This is a genomic window from Actinomycetospora straminea, from assembly GCF_028737255.1.
Lineage (GTDB): Bacteria > Actinomycetota > Actinomycetes > Mycobacteriales > Pseudonocardiaceae > Actinomycetospora > Actinomycetospora straminea.
Map to the genome: position 1 here is coordinate 1 of NZ_JAQZAN010000034.1, position 16,705 is coordinate 16,705.

The window sequence follows — 16,705 nt, forward strand, 5'->3', positions numbered from 1 at the left end:
CCGCCGCCCACCCCGCCGCCCACCGCCCGCGCCACGCCGCGCTCGACGGCACCACCCCCGACGACCACGCGACCGCGGTGGGTGCAGAGGACGCGCCCGCCGCCGAGGCCGCCAAGGACCGACTGCTGGGCGTGCTGCTGCCCGACCCGCAGGCCGCCGTCCGCGCGCTCACCGACACGCCGGGCGACGGCCGGGGCGACGTCACCGCGCTGCTGCGCGCCGGGCTGACCCCCGCGCAGGTCGCGCGGCTGGTCGGCGTGGACGAGCGCGTGCTGGCCACCGTCGTCGCCCGAGGCCTCGGGCTGATCCCGGCCGATCAGGCACCTGATCAGGCGTCCGGGGCCGGCGTCGCCACCGGCGAGAACCGCACGGACGACCCCGGCCGCAGCTGGGCGAACACCGCCAGCTCCCCGGGGTCGACGACGCCGACGACGGGGTAGCCGCCCGTGGTCGGGTGGTCGGCGAGGAAGACGACCGGCTGCCCGTCCGGCGGGACCTGCACCGCCCCGCCGACCAGGCCCTCGCTGCGCAGCTCCTCGCCCCGACGGTCGGCGGCCCTCTCCAGCGCCGGGCCCTCGAGGCGCACGCCGACGCGGTCGCCGGTCGGCGCGACCGTCCACGTCCCCGCGCGCAGGCGTCCCGCGGCGTCGTCCACCCAGTCCGGCCGCGGCCCCAGGTGCACGCGCACCGTCACCGCGTCGGGCGCCGCCGAGACGCCGAGCGCCCCGGTGCCCACCGGCGGGATGGTCGTCGGCGGACCGAGCGGCAGGCGCGTCCCCACCTCGAGCGGCGCCGGCCCGAGCCCCGAGAGCGTGTCGGCGCTGCGGCTACCGAGCACCGGGTCGACGGCGATCCCCCCGCCGACCGCGAGGTAGCCGCGCAGCCCGGAGGTCGGCGACGGCACGACCACCTCGTCGCCGGCGGCCACGTGGACCGGCTGGTGCGACGGCGCGGTCCGCTCCCCGCCGGCCGCGCGCCGGATGCGCAGGCCGCCGGGCGGGCCGGTCAGCGCCACGGTCGCCGCGGCGCTCACCCGCACGGCGAGCCCGCCGAGGAGCACCTCGAGCCCCGCGTCGTCGGGCCCGTTGCCGACGAGGCGCTGCGCCAGCGCGTGGGCGGGCCCGTCGAGCGCGCCGGCGGACGGCACGCCGATGTGCGCCCAGCCGGGCCGGCCGCGGTCGACCACCAGCGCCTGCGGTCCGACGGCGGTGACCTCGAGCTCGCGGCTCACCCGGCGTCCCGGAAGCGCACGGTGGTGCCGGGGACGAGCAGGGCGGGCGGGTCGCGGTCGGGGTCGAAGAGGGTCGGCGCGTCCTGGGCGAGCCGGCCGATGAGCCGCCAGCCGCCGGGGGAGGTGCGCGGGTAGACCCCGCCGAACTCGCCGGCCACCCCCACCGCGCCGGCCGGGATGCGCGGGCGCGGGGTGTCGAGCCGCGGCTGGTGCAGGGCCTCGGGCAGTCCCGTGAGGTAGGCGAACCCCGGCGCGAAGCCGCCGAACGCGACGGTGAGCTCGGCGCCGGTGTGCGCGGCGACGACGTCGGCGGTCGACCAGCCCGCGTCCCGCGCGACGAGCTCGAGGTCCTCGCCGTCGTAGTGCACCGGCAGCTCCACGGTGCCCGCCGCGCCGCGATCGGGGGTGGCGGTCAGGTCCACGCCGTCGAGCAGCGCGCGCACCGCCCGCAGCGCCTCGCGCGCTCCGGGTGCCGTGACCAGCACCGTCCGGGCGGCCGGCACGACGTCGACGACGCCCGGGAGCTCGCCGCGGTCCAGGGCCTCGCGCAGCGCCGCGCCCGCCACGGCGACCTGGTCGAGGCCGTCGAGGTCGACGACCAGCGCCTCCGGACCCACCGGCCGGACGTCCACGGACTCCTCCGCCCCCTCCGCCGCCTCAGCCGACGATGCGGCGCAGCCGGGCGGAGGTGTGCGGCTGGAGCGGCTGGCCCTCCATCGCGCGCTCCTCGACGTAGGCGAGGTCGCCGTCCTCGACGATGCCGTAGAGCCGCGTCGCCCCGTTGACCTCCTTGGCGCTGGAGGTCCGGGCGATGGCGTCGGTCTGCAGCTCCCAGGACGTCTGGGTGCGGCTCGCGCCGTAGTAGAGCTCGATGATCCCGGTGTGGTGGGCGAGCAGGAGCTCGATCGTCCCGTCGGCCTGCGCGCGCCACCAGCCGACCTCGCGGGCCGCGGGGCGCACGACCGTGCCGCCCGGCCCGTCGAGGATCCACGAGCGCGCCTCCCACGACAGGAACGGCCGCCCGTCGTGCGCCACGGTGATCTGCTGGCCGAAGTGGAACGGGCCGTCGATCGTCGGGTAGACGACCTCGCCCTCCCCGCGCCACACCCCGACCAGCGGGAGCAGGCCCAGGAGGGCGTCGTTGAGGTCGGGGCCCAGCCGCAGGTTCGCGGTGTCGTTCTCGACGGGCAGGTCGGGCCACGGCGGCAGGTTGGCGTCGCGCGTGTGCTGGGCGCGCTCGCTCGCGGCCCGGATGGCCTCGTTGCCGCTGGTGCCCTCGGGCACCTCGCCGCCCTCGTCGGCGAAGGGGGCGTCGCTCATCGTTCCTCCTCGACCGTGAGCAGCTCGTCGCGGAACAGCCGCCGGGTCAGCACGACGCCGCCGCCGAGGATCCCGGCGCTGCACGCGGCGAGCAGGACCGTGTAGAACCACGCCACCGGACCACCCTAACGACACCGCCCGCCCGCCCCGCCGCGACGGGCGGGACGAGCGGGCGGCGTGGTCGTCGAGTGATCGACGTACCGATACGGACGTCGAGTGTCAGCGACGGCACGTCGCTGACACGGCGTCAGGCGACCTGGACCTCGGTGGTGAAGAGGCCGGGCCCGCCGACGGACACCTCGGTCTGGCCGTTGCCCGAGCGCGAGAGCGCGCGGACGGTCCAGGTGCCCGGGCGGGCGAAGAAGCGGTAGTCGCCGGACGCGGACGAGACGACCTCGGCGGTGAACTCGCCGGTGCCGTCCAGGAGCCGCACGTAGGCGCCGCCGACGGGCGAGCCGCCGTTGGTCACCTTGCCGACCAGCACCGACTCCTTGGAGAGGTCGGTGCCGGCGGGCAGCTCGGCGGACTGCTCAGGGGCACTGCACATCAGGACTTCCCATCCCCGGTCTCGATCGGCACGCCGATGAGCGAGCCGTACTCGGTCCAGCTGCCGTCGTAGTTCTTGACGTCGGTCTCGCCCAGCAGCTCGTGGAGGGCGAACCAGGTGTGCGAGCTGCGCTCACCGATGCGGCAGTACGCGATGGTCGGGCGCGACGAGTCCAGGCCCTGCTCGGAGTAGAGGGCGCGCAGCTCGTCGTCCGACTTGAACGTGCCGTCCTCGTTGGCGGCCTTCGACCACGGCACGTTGAGCGCCGAGGGGATGTGGCCGCCGCGCTGCGCCTGCTCCTGCGGCAGGTGCGCCGGCGCGAGGAGCTTGCCGGAGAACTCGTCGGGCGAGCGGACGTCGACCAGGTTCTTGGTGCCGATCGCGTTGACGACCTCGTCGCGGAAGGCGCGGATCGAGGTGTCCTGCTCCTGGGCGCGGTACTGCGTCTGCGACCGCTGCGGGACCTCGGTGTCGAGCTTGCGCCCGTCGAGCTCCCACTTCTTGCGGCCGCCGTCGAGCAGCTTGACGGCCTGGTGCCCGTAGAGCTTGAAGTACCAGTAGGCGTAGGCGGCGAACCAGTTGTTGTTGCCGCCGTAGAGGATGATCGTGTCGTCGTTGCTGATGCCCTTGCCGGACAGCAGCTGCTCGAAGCCGGACTTGTCGACGAAGTCGCGGCGCACCGGGTCCTGGAGCTCGGTCTTCCAGTCGAGCTTGACCGCGCCGGGGATGTGCCCGCCCTCGTACGCGGTGGTGTCCTCGTCGACCTCGACGAAGACGGTGTTCGGGGCGTCGAGGTTCTGCTCGGCCCAGTCGGCACTGACCAGGGCGTCCTGGCGGCTCATGTGCGGTACTCCTCGGGGGTTCATCTCGGGATACAGGGGTCCTGCGACACGGCGACGCACGCGACCGGCACCCGTGGCCGGCGGACTCCGTCGGGGGAGGGCGACCTGGTGGACGGTCCGGGACGCGAGGTCGACCGGGAGGGTCAGCGACAGAGGCTGGAGTCGACGCGGCACAGGTCGATCGCGCGCCGCTGGGTGAGCCCTCCGTCCACGGGCGTCACGCTACCGAAGAATCGGGCAGGGACCGAGCGCTGACCGCGGGCGATGTCACCCGTTCGTTCCCCGAGGTCAGCCCGTGCGGCGCAACGGGGCCAGCGTGCCGACGAGGTCGGCCCGGCGGGGGACGCCGACGGTGCGCGCCAGCTCGACGCCCGCGGGGTCGACGACGAGCGTCGTCGGCGTGCGCCGGATGCCCAGCAGCCGCACCAGTTCCGGGCGCACCGACACGTCGACCTCGCGGACGGTGACCCCCGGGTGCTCCGAGGCGACGTCGGTGAGCACGGCGCGCGAGGCGCGGCAGTCCGCGCAGAACTGCGAGGACAGCTGCAGGAGGGCGAGGCCGCCGGGCGGGGCGACGAGGTCGCGGGGCAGCACGCCGCCGACCGGGCCGCCGGGACGGGGCGCGACCGGTCGCAGGTCGCGTCGGGTGCCCTCGGGCCCGGGGTCGGGAACGGGGTCCGGGACGGGCTCGGGGGCGACCCGGCGGCGTCGGCCGCGCAGGACCACGAGCACGAGGCCGGACAGGAGCACCACGACGACGGCCAGCACGGCCACGAGCACCCAGCCCGACACCCGATCCTCCCGACAGCCGCTGCGGACTCCCCGCGCCCTGTTCGCGCAGCGTAGCCGGGGCGTGGTGGGCGCCGACGCGCCGGGCACCGACGTGACGTGGAACGCGCGAGCGGGTGACAGCGCGGTGAACTGGTCTATCGTCCTCCCCACGATCGCGGAGGGAGACACGCGTGGAGCTGCTGCTGCTCACCGCCGACCCCGAGCCGACGTCAGTGTTGCCGTCGCTGGCCCTGCTACCCCACGGACTCCGGACCGCGGCCCCCGAGGTCGCGGCCCTGCTGGATGCCGGTCCGCACGACGCCGTGCTGGTCGACGCCCGCCACGACCTCGCCGCCGCCCGCAGCCTGTGCCGCCTGCTGGGCTCGACCGGCCTCGACGTGCCGGTCATCGCCGTGCTCACCGAGGGTGGCCTCGTCGCCGTCTCCCTCGAGTGGGGCGTCGACGAGGTGCTGTTGCCCGGTGCCGGCCCGGCGGAGATCGACGCCCGCCTGCGCCTGCTGCGGGCCCGGCGCGCCTCCGACGGCGCGGGCGCCGAGGGCGCGCTGGTGCTGGGCGAGCTCGTCATCGACGAGTCCACCTACACCGCCCGCCTGCGCGGGCGCCCGCTCGACCTCACGTACAAGGAGTTCGAGCTCCTCAAGTACCTCGCCCAGCACGCCGGCCGCGTCTTCACGCGCGCGCAGCTGCTGCAGGAGGTCTGGGGCTACGACTTCTTCGGCGGCACCCGCACCGTCGACGTCCACGTCCGGCGCCTGCGGGCGAAGCTCGGCTCCGAGCACGAGCAGCTCATCGGCACCGTGCGCAACGTCGGCTACAAGTTCGTCCGCCCGATGCGGGGCGTCCTCGGGACCTCCCGCGCCACCGCCGGCGACGACGCGGGCGCCGAGCGCCTCGAGCGCGCCGAGCCCGACGAGGAGGAGGCACCGGGCGCCCCGGCATCCCGGACCCCGGCGACACCGGTGCCGCGGTCGACCGGGTCGTGGGACGAGGCGCGGGTCGTGCGCCCCGCCGCCTGGGCCCGCGGCCTGTAGACACACCGCGGTGAGCGTCCCGGAGCGGGCCCGCACGACGACGGGCGGGCCCGCTACGGTCGGCGGCGTGCTGACCAGCCGGTGGATCACGGGGGCGACCAGCGCGGCGGACGCCGACGCCGTGCGCGCCCTGGTCGGCGCCGTCGCCACCGCCGACGGCGTCGACGCCTACGCCGAGCCGGCCCGCCGCGACATCGCGGCCCTGGGCTCCGGCGGCGGGCGCCCCGGCACGCGGCACCTGCTCGTCCACGACGAGGACTCCCTCGTCGGCCACGCGCTGCTGGACACCGAGCACCCCGACGACCCGGTCGCCGAGCTCGCCGTCGTCCCCGCGCGGCGCCGGGAGGGCGTCGGGGCGGTGCTCGTCGACGCCGTCGTCGAGGCGGCCCCGCAGGCGCGGTTCTGGGCGCACGGCGACCACCCGGGAGCCGCGCACCTGGCCGAGCGCGTCGGGCGCCGCCGCGTCCGCGAGCTCTGGCGGATGCGCCGGCCCGCCCCCGGGCACGAGGCCCCGCCGCTGCCCGAGCTCGTCGCCCCCGACGGGACCGTCATCCGCCCGCTGCGGGTCGGCCGCGACGAGGACGCCGTCGTCGCGGTCAACAACCGCGCGTTCTCCTGGCACCCCGAGCAGGGCGGCTGGACCACCGCCGACGTCGCCGAGATCGAGGCGGAGTCGTGGTTCGACGCGGCGGGCGTGCTGCTCGCGTGGGACACGGCCACCGAGGAGCTCCTCGGCTTCCACTTCACGAAGGTGCACGCGGTGTCGGCCACGGTCGCCGAGCCGCTGGGCGAGGTCTACGTCGTCGGCGTCGACCCGTCCGCCCAGGGGCGGGGCCTCGGCAAGGCCCTCACGCTCGCCGGCCTGCACCACCTGACCGACCGCGGGCTGCGCACGACCATCCTCTACGTCGAGGGCGACAACGCTGCGGCCATCGCCACATACCGGGCGCTGGGCTTCGAGCGCGACGCGGTGGACGTCTCCTACCAGCGCTGACGTGCCCGGCAGCGCGTGATGATGCTCTCTTCAACGACCCTGTTCACCTCGCGTTCATACGCGCAGCTCCGGGCGTTCCCCCGGTCTCCTTAGGGTCCGCGTCCGGCGTCGACGCCGGCGCCGCGACGGCCCACCGCGGTCTACACCGGCCACGGAGGGCACGACCCAGACACGGAGGAACCCTGTGAGGTATCAGCGGCGCGCAGCGGCGGTCGGTCTGATCGCCGCCGGAACGCTCCTGTTCAGCGCCTGCGGCAGCGACAACGCCGGGGGCGGCGGCGAGCAGGGTGGAGCCAACGCCGCGGCCTGCGGTGGCAAGCAGAACCTGCGGGCCAGCGGCTCGTCGGCCCAGGCGAACGCGATCACCCGCTTCGTCACCTCCTTCGAGCAGGCCTGCCAGGGCCAGACGCTCGCCTACACCCCCAGCGGGTCGGGCGCGGGCCGCAACGAGTTCATCGGCGGCCAGACCGACTTCGCCGGCTCGGACTCGGCCCTGTCGGGCGAGGAGGCCCCGCGCGCCGAGCAGCGCTGCGCGTCGCCGGCGTGGAACCTCCCGCTGGTCTTCGGTCCCATCGCGGTCGCCTACAACGTGCCCGGCGTGACCGACCTGGCGCTCGACGGCCCGACCCTGGGCCGCATCTTCAACGGCGGCATCACCACCTGGAACGACCCGGCCATCGCCGCCCTCAACCAGGGCCGCCAGCTCCCGGCCGCCCCGATCATCGTGAACTTCCGTTCCGACGAGTCGGGCACCACGCAGAACTTCCAGCGCTACCTCAACGCCGCCTCGAACGGCTCGTACCCGCAGGAGGCCGAGCAGACCTTCTCCGGTGGCGTCGGCGCGGGTGCGCGCGGCAGCCAGGGCGTCGCCGACGCGACCCGCAACACCCCGAACTCGATCACCTACGTCGAGTCGTCGTTCGCCACGCGCGCCGGACTGGGCGTCGCGAACATCATCAACGCCGGCGGCGGTGCCCCGGTGCCGCTGAACCCGCAGACCGTGGGCGCGGCCATCGAGGGCGTGCAGGTCTCCGGCCAGGGCAACGACCTGAAGCTGGACCTGAACTCGCTGTACACCACCTCGACGCCCAACGCCTACCCGATCGCGCTGGCGACCTACGAGATCGTCTGCTCGAACTACCAGGACGACGCCACCGCCCAGGGCGTCAAGGCGTTCCTCACCACGGCACTGTCGCCGGACGCCCAGGCGGGTCTCCCGGACGCCGGTTACGTGCCGCTGCCCGATCGCTTCAAGCAGCGTCTGACCGACGCCGTCAACGCGATCCAGTGACGTCCCGGCCGCGGCCCGCCGGCGATCCCGGCGGGTCGCGGCCCCGTCGCCCGCACCGAACCGAGAAGGGTATGCGAGCGTGAGCGAGCGCATCGAGCAACGAGCTCCCGGCTCCGAGGGCGAGGAGGACCAGATCGTCCCCTCCCCGAGCCCCGTGCCGGAGCCTCCCGAGCGGAAGGCGCGGTCGAGCCGACGTGGTGAGTCGGTCTTCCGCTTCCTCGCCTCGGGCTCCGGTGTCCTCGTCGTCGCGGCGGTCGCGCTGATCGGTCTGTTCCTGCTGATCCAGGCCGTCCCGTCGCTGATGGCCAACAACGCCAACTTCTTCACCTCGCCCGAGTTCAGCACCGGCGACGAGAACAACCTCTCGTTCGGTATCCGCGACCTCTTCCTGGTCACGGTGTTCTCGTCGGTGTTCGCGCTCGTGCTGGCCATGCCGGTCGCGCTCGGCGTCGCGCTGTTCCTCACGAACTACGCGCCCAGGCAGCTGTCCCGGCCCTTCGCCTACGTCGTCGACCTGCTCGCCGCCGTGCCGTCGATCATCTACGGCCTCTGGGGCATCCTCGTGCTGGCGCCGGCGATCGAGCCGATCGCGCGCTGGCTCAACACCGACCTCGGCTGGATCTTCCTCTTCCGCACCGGCAACCTCCCGGTCCTCTCCGGCACGATCTTCACCGGCGGCGTGGTCCTCGCGGTGATGATCCTGCCGATCATCACCGCGGTCAGCCGCGAGGTCTTCGCCCAGACGCCGCGCTTCCAGATCGAGGCCGCCAAGGCCCTGGGGGCGACGCGCTGGGAGGTCATCCGCATGGCCACGCTGCCCTACGGGCGCAGCGGCTACATCGCCGGCTCGATGCTCGGTCTCGGGCGCGCGCTCGGCGAGACGATCGCGGTCCTCATCGTCATCCGCGCCTCGACCTCGCCGATGACCTTCAGCCTCTTCGACGGCGGCTACACGTTCGCGTCGCTGATCGCCTCGGCGGCCTCGGAGTTCAGCCAGCCGCTGCCGACCGGCGCCTACATCTCGGCCGGCCTCGTGCTCTTCGTCCTGACCTTCGTCGTCAACGCGCTGGCGCGCGTCATCGCCGGCGGGAAGGTGAACGGCTGATGACCACCGCGACCGGGACCGACCTCGATCGGCCCGCCTCCGAGCCGCCGACCCGGCAGATCGCCCTCGGCCGGCGGATCAAGGACCACGTCGCCACGGTGCTCGTGAGCCTCGCGTTCCTCATCGCCGTCGTGCCCCTGGTGTGGGTGCTCGTCACGGTGATCGCCCGGGGACTGCCCGCCATCCTCTCGGCGGACTGGTGGGGCTACTCGCTCTCGGGCGTCCTGCCCGAGGAGTACGAGGGCGGCGTCTACCACGCGATCTACGGCACGCTGATCCAGGCGTTCATCGCGACCGTCATCGCGGTGCCGGTCGGCATCCTCGCCGCGATCTACCTCGTCGAGTACGGCCGCGGCCCGCTCGCACGTGCCGTCAGCTTCATGGTCGACATCCTCGCCGGTGTCCCGTCGATCGTCGCCGCGCTGTTCGTCTTCGCCGCGTTCATCTCGATCCTCGGGGCGCCGCAGAGCGCCTTCATGGTGTCGCTGGCCCTCGTGCTGCTGATGCTCCCGGTGGTCATCCGCAACACCGAGGAGATGCTGCGGCTGGTGCCCGACCGGCTGCGGGAGTCCGCCTACGCGCTGGGCATCCCGAAGTGGAAGACGATCCTGCGGATCGTCCTGCCGACCGCGCTGTCCGGCACGGTCACCGGCGTCATGCTGGCGATCGCGCGCATCATGGGGGAGACGGCGCCGGTGCTCGTGCTGGTCGGGTACGCGCGCGCCATCAACTACGACCCCTTCGAGGGCAACATGGCGTCGCTGCCGCTGCTCATGTACAGCGAGCTCTCGAACCCCGAGGCGGCCGGCCAGTACCGGATCTGGGGCGCGGCGCTGACCCTGATCATCATCATCATGATCTTCCAGGTGGGTGCGAGCCTGATCTCGCGCTTCTCCGCGATCCCCAAGTAGAACGGGCGGACAGGACAGCGATGGCCAAGCGCATCGACCTCAAGGACGTCGACATCTACTACGGCGCCTTCCACGCCGTGCAGAACGTCAACCTGACGGTGATCCCGCGCAGCGTCACGGCCTTCATCGGCCCGTCGGGCTGCGGCAAGTCCACCGTGCTGCGCACGCTCAACCGCATGCACGAGGAGATCGCCGGGGCGCGCGTCGAGGGCGAGATCCTCCTCGACGGCGAGAACATCTACGACCGCGGCACCGACGCCGTCGCCGTGCGCCGCACGATCGGCATGGTGTTCCAGATGCCGAACCCGTTCCCGACGATGTCCGTGCGGGACAACGTCGTCGCGGGCCTGAAGCTCCAGGGCGTGCGGGACAAGAAGAAGCTCGACGAGGTCGCCGAGGCCTCGCTGCGCGGCGCCAACCTGTGGAAGGAGGTCAAGGACCGGCTCGACAAGCCGGGCGGCGGCCTCTCCGGGGGTCAGCAGCAGCGCCTCTGCATCGCCCGCGCGATCGCGGTGCAGCCCGACGTGCTCCTCATGGACGAGCCGTGCTCGGCCCTCGACCCGATCTCCACGCTGGCGATCGAGGACCTCATCGCGGACCTCAAGAAGCAGTACACGATCGTCATCGTCACCCACAACATGCAGCAGGCCGCGCGGGTGAGCGACCAGACCGGGTTCTTCAACCTCGAGGCCACGGGCAAGCCGGGCCACCTGGTCGAGATCGACGACACCGAGAAGATCTTCTCGAACCCGACCGAGCAGGCCACCGAGGACTACATCTCGGGCCGCTTCGGCTGAGCGGCTCGCCGTGGATGCAGCGAACGCGCTGTTCGCTGCTTCTACGCGCGCGATGTCCCCGTCGATCACGGGGCCCGGACACACGAGAGCCCCTCCCGCACCGTGCGGGAGGGGCTCTCGTGCGTCCGGACGGCTCAGGCCTCGGGGGTGTTGGGCATCTTGCCGGTGACCATGTAGACGACGCGGCGGGCGACGGCCACGGCGTGGTCGGCGAACCGCTCGTAGAAGCGGCCCAGCAGCGTCACGTCGATCGCCGGCGCGACCCCGCTCGGCCACTCCTTGCTCAGCAGGAGCGTGAAGAGGTGGCGGTGCAGGTCGTCCATGGCGTCGTCGTCGGACTCCATGGTGAAGGCGAGCTCGACGTCGCGGGTGAGGATGACCTGGCGGGCGTCCTGCGCGAGGTCGAGGGCCACGCGGCCCATCTCGGCGAAGTAGGGGGTGACGTCCTCCGGCAGCACCTTCTGCGGGTGGCGACGGCGGGCCGCCTTGGCGACGTGGAGGGCGAGGTCGCCCATCCGCTCGAGATCACCCGCGGAGTGGATCGCGGCGATGACGGACCGCAGGTCGCCCGCGACCGGCGCCTGGAGCGCGAGGAGGCCGAACGCCTGCTCCTCCGCCGCGCTGCGCAGGGCGTCGATCTTGGTGTCGTCCGAGATGACTTCCTCGGCGAGGTCGAGGTCGCCCTCGAGCAGGGCGGTCGTCGCCTTCTTCATGGCCTCGCCGGCCATGAGGGACATCTCGGCCAGCTCCCCGGACAGGGCATCGAGCTTCTCGTGATAGGCCGTGCGCATACCGCGCAACCTACGCGGAGCCGCCGTCGCTCATCCGACCGCGACGTGAACCAGGGATGAACGCGATCTCGAAAGGCCTCGTCAGGGGCGTGACGTCGGTCCTAGGTGCAGGAGGCGTCGGCAGCGGTGATGGTCGGGTTGACCGGCGCCGACGGCGTGCTGCCGGTCGGGCCCTCGCCGGAGCGGACGCCGTCGAAGTCGTCGCCGAGGACGAGCGTCAGGACCCCGGTGCCGGAGCCGCTCGGCTCCAGGGTCGCGGTGGGCACGGCGGCGGCGAGCGTCTGCGCCGCGACGGCCTGGTCGGGCGAGTAGCGGATCGTCGTTGCGCCGCCGGTGGGGGTCGCGGAGCCGGCGGGCTCGGTGACGACGCCGAAGCCCGCGGCGCGGAGTCGCTCGGCGATCGACAGGGCCGTCGGACCGGCCGCCGCCGCCCAGTCGCTGCGCCGGTCGTCGTCGGAGTCGCCGTCGTCCTCGTCGTCCCGGTCCTCCTCGGAACGGGCGTCGGCGCTCTCCCCGGAGCGCTCGTCGTCGCCCCCGTCGTCCGCCGAGCGCGCGTCGACGAGGCGCACCTCGGCGGCCATCGGCGCCGGGGCGGCGGGCGCCCCCGGGTCGCCGGGGAGCGGACGGTCCTCGATGATCGCCGAGAACAGCGCGCGCTCCTCGCCGGGCCGCAGCACCTCGTTGCCGCGGTCGTTGGCGATGCCCGTGGTGGGCACGGTGACGAAGGTGACCGTCCGCGGGTCGAGGCTGCCGAGCGACTGTGTCAGCGTCAGCAGCTGGTCCGAGCCGATGTTCTCGCCGAACGTCGAGCGCGACACCGCCGCGACGAGACCCTCGAGGCGGCTCGGGTCGAGCAGCGTGCCCGCGGAGAGCACCGAGCGCAGCAGCGCGCCGAGGAACCGCTGCTGGCGCTGGATGCGGCCGTAGTCGCTGGACGGGTCACCCTGCACGTGCCGCGCCCGGACGTAGTCGAGCGCCTGCTGACCGGTCAGCACCGTCGGGCCGGCCTGCGGGAGGATCTCGCCGAGCACCGAGTCGCGCACCGGGCGCTCCGTGCAGATCGGCACGCCGCCCACCGCGTCCACCATGCCCTGGAAGCCCTGGAAGTCGACGCCGAGGAAGCGGTTGATCGCGAGGCCCGAGAGCTCCTGCACCGTCCGCGTGACGCAACGGGGGCCGCCGGCGGCGTACGCCGAGTTGAGCTTGACGCGCGGCGCGGGTGGGAGCACCTGCGGGGTGTAGGCGCCCGTGACGGGGTCCCAGCGCTCGCACGCCGGGCGGGTGATCTCCAGGTCGCGCGGGAACGACACGACGATCACGCCCGAGCGGTCCTCGGGGACGTGGACGATCATGATCGTGTCGGTGCGGGCGCCCGGGACGTCGGCCGTGTCACCCGCGTCCTCCGAGGCCGGGGCCCCGGCGCGGGTGTCGGAGCCGACGACGAGGAAGTTCTGGTCGCCGACCTGGGCCGCGGCGTCCTGGATCGCCGACGAGTTCGGGTCGAGCGCGCCGATCTGGCGCACGGCGGCCTCGACCCACGACGCCGCGCCCCACCCGAGCCCGCACACCACGACGACGAGCACCGCGCACGCGGCGGTCGCGAGCCGCGCGACCCGGCGCCAGGTCCAGCGACGCCGCCAGGTGGCGAGGCGCGAGCCCGCGGCGGCGAGGACGGCGGACGTCGCCGCCCAGTCGGCCTCCCGCGCCGGCGCCGCGACCGCGCGCTGGCGTTCCTCGGCCGGGGCGGCGGTGGTGGCCGGGGCAGGCACGTCGTCGGGCCCGGCGTCGCGCGGAGCCGGGTCCGCGGGCGAGGTCGGCGGTGCCGGAGCGGTCGGGGCCCCCGGAGAGGCGGACGTGGAGGCCGCGGCCGACGCGGCGCCGGACCGGGGTGCCGGTGGCGGCGTGCCCTCGGAGTCGCGCGGCGCGGGCGCCAGCGGCACGGGCGGGTGGGGCCGCTCGAGCTGCGCAGGAGGCGGGGCCGGCGGGACGACGGGCGGCACCGGCCGTGTCGGGGGCACCGACGGGTCGTCCGCCTCGGCCGCTGGCGGCGTCGCGGCCGTCGCCACCCCCGCCGTCGGCTCCGGCTCGTCTCGCTCGCCGTCGGGCGGACCGGGCTCGCGGACCGTCGTCGGCACGCGCCGGACCGGCACCCGGCCCGCGGGCAGGGTGACGGCGTCGACCGGCGACCGCGTCGACGGCGGGTCGGCGGCCGCGGGCGACGGGATGCCGGACGAGGGCGTGCTCGGGGCCGCCGGCGCACCGGACCCGGCCGTGGCCGTCGGTGCCGTGACCAGCGCGGCGCCCGGCGGCCGCAGCCCCAGGCGCGGACCGCGCCGGCGCGTCAGCGGCACCATCGTCGGGCGACGCCCGTGGTGCGGCGCCGCGACCGGGATGCGGAAGGGCGCCGAGGCCGGACCGGAGACGGGGGGACGGGCCGCGTCGCCACCGGTCGTCGCGGGGCGGGGGCCCCGGACCGGATCACCGGCGCGGTCGTCGGTCACGCATCTCCTCGAGGGTGGGCCCCCGGCCGTCGCCCACGGTGGTCCGGGCAGGGTCCGGGCTGGTCAGCAGCGGGATACTACGGCGTAGCCCGGGTCCTCCGGCGCGGGGTCCACTACGCCACGCGGACACGCGGGCACAAGACGGACACGGCGACCGCCACACGACCGGGCGACACGACCGACCCGGTCGGCCACCCGGGGGTTCGGCCGGTCAGCCGGTCGGGAACGCGCGACGGGCGGCGGCCGCGATGCCCCGTCGAGCCGCGGCCGCGCCCGCGAGTCGGACGGTGCCGTCGCCGTCCCGGTGGGCCACGGCGTTGCGTCCCGCGCGCTTGGCGACGTAGAGCAGCGCGTCCGCCGCGTCGAGCCCCGGCGAGCCGGGCCGACCGCTGTCGGCGGCGTCGAGGCACGCGACGCCGACGCTGACCGTCACCCGCAGGTCCTCGGCGATCTCGTGCCACGGGTACGCGTCGACGCGCGCCCGGGCCTCCTCGCACACCCGCACCGCGTCCGCGGGCGAGAGCCCGGGCAGGACGAGCGCGAACTCCTCGCCGCCGTAGCGGGCGCAGAACCCGTCGGGCGGCAGCTCCTCGCTCATGAGGTCGACGAGCCGGCGCAGCACCTCGTCGCCGAGGGCGTGGCCGTGGGTGTCGTTGACCTGCTTGAAGTGGTCGACGTCGGCGAGCGCGACGCAGACCGCGCCGCCGTTCGACGAATCGTGACGCAACGTGCTCAGTCGCTCGTCGAGGTAGCGCCGGTTCCAGGTCGCCGTGAGGCTGTCGCGACGGCTCTGCTCGCGGGCCTCCGCCCGCTCGCGGCGGAGACGATCGACCTCGACGCGTAACTGATCGGGCACACCGGCCGGCAGCGTCCGCTCGTCGCGCACGAGCGAGACGGCGGCCTTCATGTGCTGGTACGCGCGGCGCCAGTCGCCCCGGTCGGCGAGGACCTCGGCGGCGGCCTCGTGGGCGCGCGCCTGGTCGGCGCGGCCGTCCGGCGTCAGGTCGCCGGCGGGCACCGCGTCGAGGCCGACGATCGGGGAGGTGGGGAAACCGCAGGTGACGACGGTCTCGGGCGTGACGACGGGCGTCTCGGGCACCGCGACGTCCCCGTCGCGCGCCGGCTCCGCGGTCGTCACCGTGGCGCTCCCGCGTCCACTGAGCAGCCCGGCCAGCCGCACACACACCACCTCCGTCCACCTCTAGTGTCGCCCCGGACCGCCGCGGTGTAACGGTGATTCGCCGCGTCGCCGTCAACTTCAGTCGTCCGGCGCAGGTGACGCTGCGTAGACGGATCCCGCGTCGACACGTTCGGCCCTACTTGAGTCGCCCGCGCCGGTGGTCCTGCGGGGACGGCGGGTGCCGCCGGTGATGTGAGATCGACGTGACCCGCCGCGCCGAGTACGTAGAGTAGCGCCCCGGGCGGGTGTCAGCCGCCGGAGTGCATGACGTCGGCGGCCGTGGGGACGGTGTCGTCCTCGGGGTCGTCGAGCCAGCCCTCGGGCAGCGTGACGTGTGCCGGCGAGCCCTGGCGGCCGCGCGGGCCGTCGGCGTCGGCGGGGAACGGGAGATCGTGGTCGAGGCGGGCCAGCAGCTCGTCGAGCCGGTCCAGCCCGTCGATCATCCCGAGCTCGCGGCGCAGCTCGGAGCCGACCGCGAACCCGTGCAGGTACCAGGACATGTGCTTGCGCGAGTCGCGGACGCCCTTGTGGTGCCCGTGGTGGGCGATGAGCAGCTCGACGTGCCGGCGCATCACCGCCGCGACCTCGCCGAGCGTCGGCGGCGTCGGGATGGGACGTCCCGCCAGCGCCGCCTCGAGCTCGCCGAAGAGCCACGGCCGTCCGAGGCACCCGCGGCCGACGACGACCCCGTCGCAGCCGGTCTTCTCCATCATGGCGACGGCGTCCGCCGCGGCGAAGACGTCCCCGTTGCCCAGCACCGGCGTCGCGGCCGGCAGGGCGTCGCGGAGCTCGGCGATCCGGTCCCAGTCGGCGGTGCCCGAGTAGCGCTGGGAGGCGGTGCGCGCGTGCAGGGCGACGGCGGCGGCGCCCTCGTCGGCGGCGATGCGGCCCGCGTCGAGGAACGTCACGTGGTCGTCGTCGATGCCCACGCGCATCTTCACCGTCAGCGGGAGCCCGCCCCGGCCCGCGGCCTCGACGGCGGCGCGCACGATCGACGCGAACAGCCGCCGCTTGTAGGGCAGCGCCGCCCCGCCGCCGCGGCGGGTCACCTTGGGCACCGGGCAGCCGAAGTTGAGGTCGACGTGGTCGGCGAGGTCCTCGTCGACGATGCGGTCGACCGCCCGCCCGATCGTCACCGGGTCGACGCCGTAGAGCTGCATCGAGCGCGGGGACTCGTCCGCGTCGAAGGCGATCATCTCGGCGGTGCCGGGGTGCTTCTCCACCAGCGCCCGCGCCGTGATCATCTCGCAGACGTAGAGCCCGGCGCCCTGCTCGCGGCAGAGGCGGCGGAAGGCGACGTTGGTGATGCCCGCCATCGGCGCGAGCACGACCGGCGTCGGCAGCTCGAGGGGACCGATGCGGAGCACGACCT

Annotated in this window: 17 protein-coding genes; 7 read left to right on the forward strand and 10 right to left on the reverse strand. The window is 74.5% G+C overall.

Annotated elements, in window-relative coordinates; all coding sequences use genetic code 11:
• On the forward strand, nucleotides 1-440 hold a 440-nt coding region (locus tag PH190_RS29165), incomplete at its 5' end, for a hypothetical protein (protein WP_274235051.1).
• Here the strand turns inward: PH190_RS29165 and PH190_RS29170 are convergent.
• The 6 genes from PH190_RS29170 to PH190_RS29195 form a co-directional block, all read right to left on the reverse strand.
• On the reverse strand, nucleotides 329-1,231 hold the full coding sequence (locus PH190_RS29170) for a 5-oxoprolinase subunit C family protein (protein ID WP_274235052.1): 903 nt from the start codon (nucleotides 1,229-1,231) through the stop codon (nucleotides 329-331). The genes PH190_RS29165 and PH190_RS29170 overlap by 112 nt on opposite strands.
• On the reverse strand, nucleotides 1,228-1,863 hold the full coding sequence (locus PH190_RS29175; protein WP_274235053.1) for a 5-oxoprolinase subunit B family protein: 636 nt from the start codon (nucleotides 1,861-1,863) through the stop codon (nucleotides 1,228-1,230). Before PH190_RS29175 ends, PH190_RS29170 begins: the two co-directional genes overlap by 4 nt.
• A gap of 25 nt (nucleotides 1,864-1,888) precedes the next feature.
• Nucleotides 1,889-2,551, reverse strand: a complete 663-nt coding sequence (locus tag PH190_RS29180; protein WP_274235054.1) for a heme-binding beta-barrel domain-containing protein — start codon at nucleotides 2,549-2,551, stop codon at nucleotides 1,889-1,891.
• A 247-nt stretch (nucleotides 2,552-2,798) separates the two neighbouring features.
• Nucleotides 2,799-3,098, reverse strand: coding sequence for a DUF1416 domain-containing protein (locus tag PH190_RS29185; protein ID WP_274235055.1), 300 nt, complete (start codon nucleotides 3,096-3,098; stop codon nucleotides 2,799-2,801).
• Entirely contained in the window at nucleotides 3,098-3,940 is an 843-nt protein-coding gene (locus PH190_RS29190; protein WP_274235056.1) for a sulfurtransferase, read from the reverse strand. The genes PH190_RS29185 and PH190_RS29190 overlap by 1 nt, the downstream gene beginning before the upstream one ends.
• 288 nt (nucleotides 3,941-4,228) lie before the next feature.
• Complete coding sequence (locus PH190_RS29195; protein WP_274235057.1) at nucleotides 4,229-4,732, reverse strand: TlpA family protein disulfide reductase; 504 nt, start codon at nucleotides 4,730-4,732, stop codon at nucleotides 4,229-4,231.
• A 170-nt stretch (nucleotides 4,733-4,902) separates the two neighbouring features.
• Here PH190_RS29195 and PH190_RS29200 point away from each other — a divergent pair, with 170 nt between their 5' ends.
• The 6 genes from PH190_RS29200 to pstB all read left to right on the forward strand — a co-directional run bounded on the left by PH190_RS29200 (nucleotide 4,903) and on the right by pstB (nucleotide 10,861).
• Nucleotides 4,903-5,763, forward strand: a complete 861-nt coding sequence (locus tag PH190_RS29200) for a winged helix-turn-helix transcriptional regulator (protein WP_274235058.1) — start codon at nucleotides 4,903-4,905, stop codon at nucleotides 5,761-5,763.
• 67 nt (nucleotides 5,764-5,830) lie between these two features.
• Nucleotides 5,831-6,757 (forward strand): mycothiol synthase, encoded by a 927-nt coding sequence (gene mshD, locus PH190_RS29205; protein ID WP_274235059.1) that lies wholly within the window; start codon nucleotides 5,831-5,833, stop codon nucleotides 6,755-6,757.
• 184 nt (nucleotides 6,758-6,941) lie between these two features.
• The gene (gene pstS, locus PH190_RS29210; RefSeq protein ID WP_274235060.1) at nucleotides 6,942-8,048 is read left to right on the forward strand and encodes a phosphate ABC transporter substrate-binding protein PstS; all 1,107 of its coding nucleotides are present in this window, start codon (nucleotides 6,942-6,944) and stop codon (nucleotides 8,046-8,048) included.
• A gap of 133 nt (nucleotides 8,049-8,181) precedes the next feature.
• Entirely contained in the window at nucleotides 8,182-9,153 is a 972-nt protein-coding gene (gene pstC, locus PH190_RS29215; RefSeq protein ID WP_420791722.1) for a phosphate ABC transporter permease subunit PstC, read from the forward strand.
• The gene (pstA, locus tag PH190_RS29220) at nucleotides 9,153-10,064 is read left to right on the forward strand and encodes a phosphate ABC transporter permease PstA (protein WP_274235061.1); all 912 of its coding nucleotides are present in this window, start codon (nucleotides 9,153-9,155) and stop codon (nucleotides 10,062-10,064) included. Before pstC ends, pstA begins: the two co-directional genes overlap by 1 nt.
• Nucleotides 10,065-10,084: 20 nt before the next feature.
• Nucleotides 10,085-10,861, forward strand: a complete 777-nt coding sequence (pstB, locus tag PH190_RS29225) for a phosphate ABC transporter ATP-binding protein PstB (RefSeq protein ID WP_274235062.1) — start codon at nucleotides 10,085-10,087, stop codon at nucleotides 10,859-10,861.
• 134 nt (nucleotides 10,862-10,995) lie between these two features.
• On the opposite strand, the gene phoU is transcribed toward pstB, so the two are convergent.
• The 4 genes from phoU to dusB form a co-directional block, all read right to left on the reverse strand.
• Nucleotides 10,996-11,652, reverse strand: a complete 657-nt coding sequence (gene phoU, locus PH190_RS29230; protein ID WP_274235063.1) for a phosphate signaling complex protein PhoU — start codon at nucleotides 11,650-11,652, stop codon at nucleotides 10,996-10,998.
• Nucleotides 11,653-11,753: 101 nt separating this feature from the next.
• The gene (locus PH190_RS29235) at nucleotides 11,754-14,153 is read right to left on the reverse strand and encodes an LCP family glycopolymer transferase (RefSeq protein ID WP_274235064.1); all 2,400 of its coding nucleotides are present in this window, start codon (nucleotides 14,151-14,153) and stop codon (nucleotides 11,754-11,756) included.
• 211 nt (nucleotides 14,154-14,364) lie between these two features.
• Nucleotides 14,365-15,291 carry a GGDEF domain-containing protein gene (locus PH190_RS29240; protein WP_274235065.1) on the reverse strand — a complete coding sequence of 309 codons (927 nt, stop codon included), beginning with the start codon at nucleotides 15,289-15,291 and terminating at the stop codon, nucleotides 14,365-14,367.
• Nucleotides 15,292-15,581: 290 nt separating this feature from the next.
• Nucleotides 15,582-16,700: a tRNA dihydrouridine synthase DusB gene (gene dusB, locus PH190_RS29245; protein WP_274235066.1), complete on the reverse strand. Its 1,119-nt coding sequence runs from the start codon at nucleotides 16,698-16,700 to the stop codon at nucleotides 15,582-15,584.
• Between the last annotated feature and the right edge of the window lie 5 nt (nucleotides 16,701-16,705).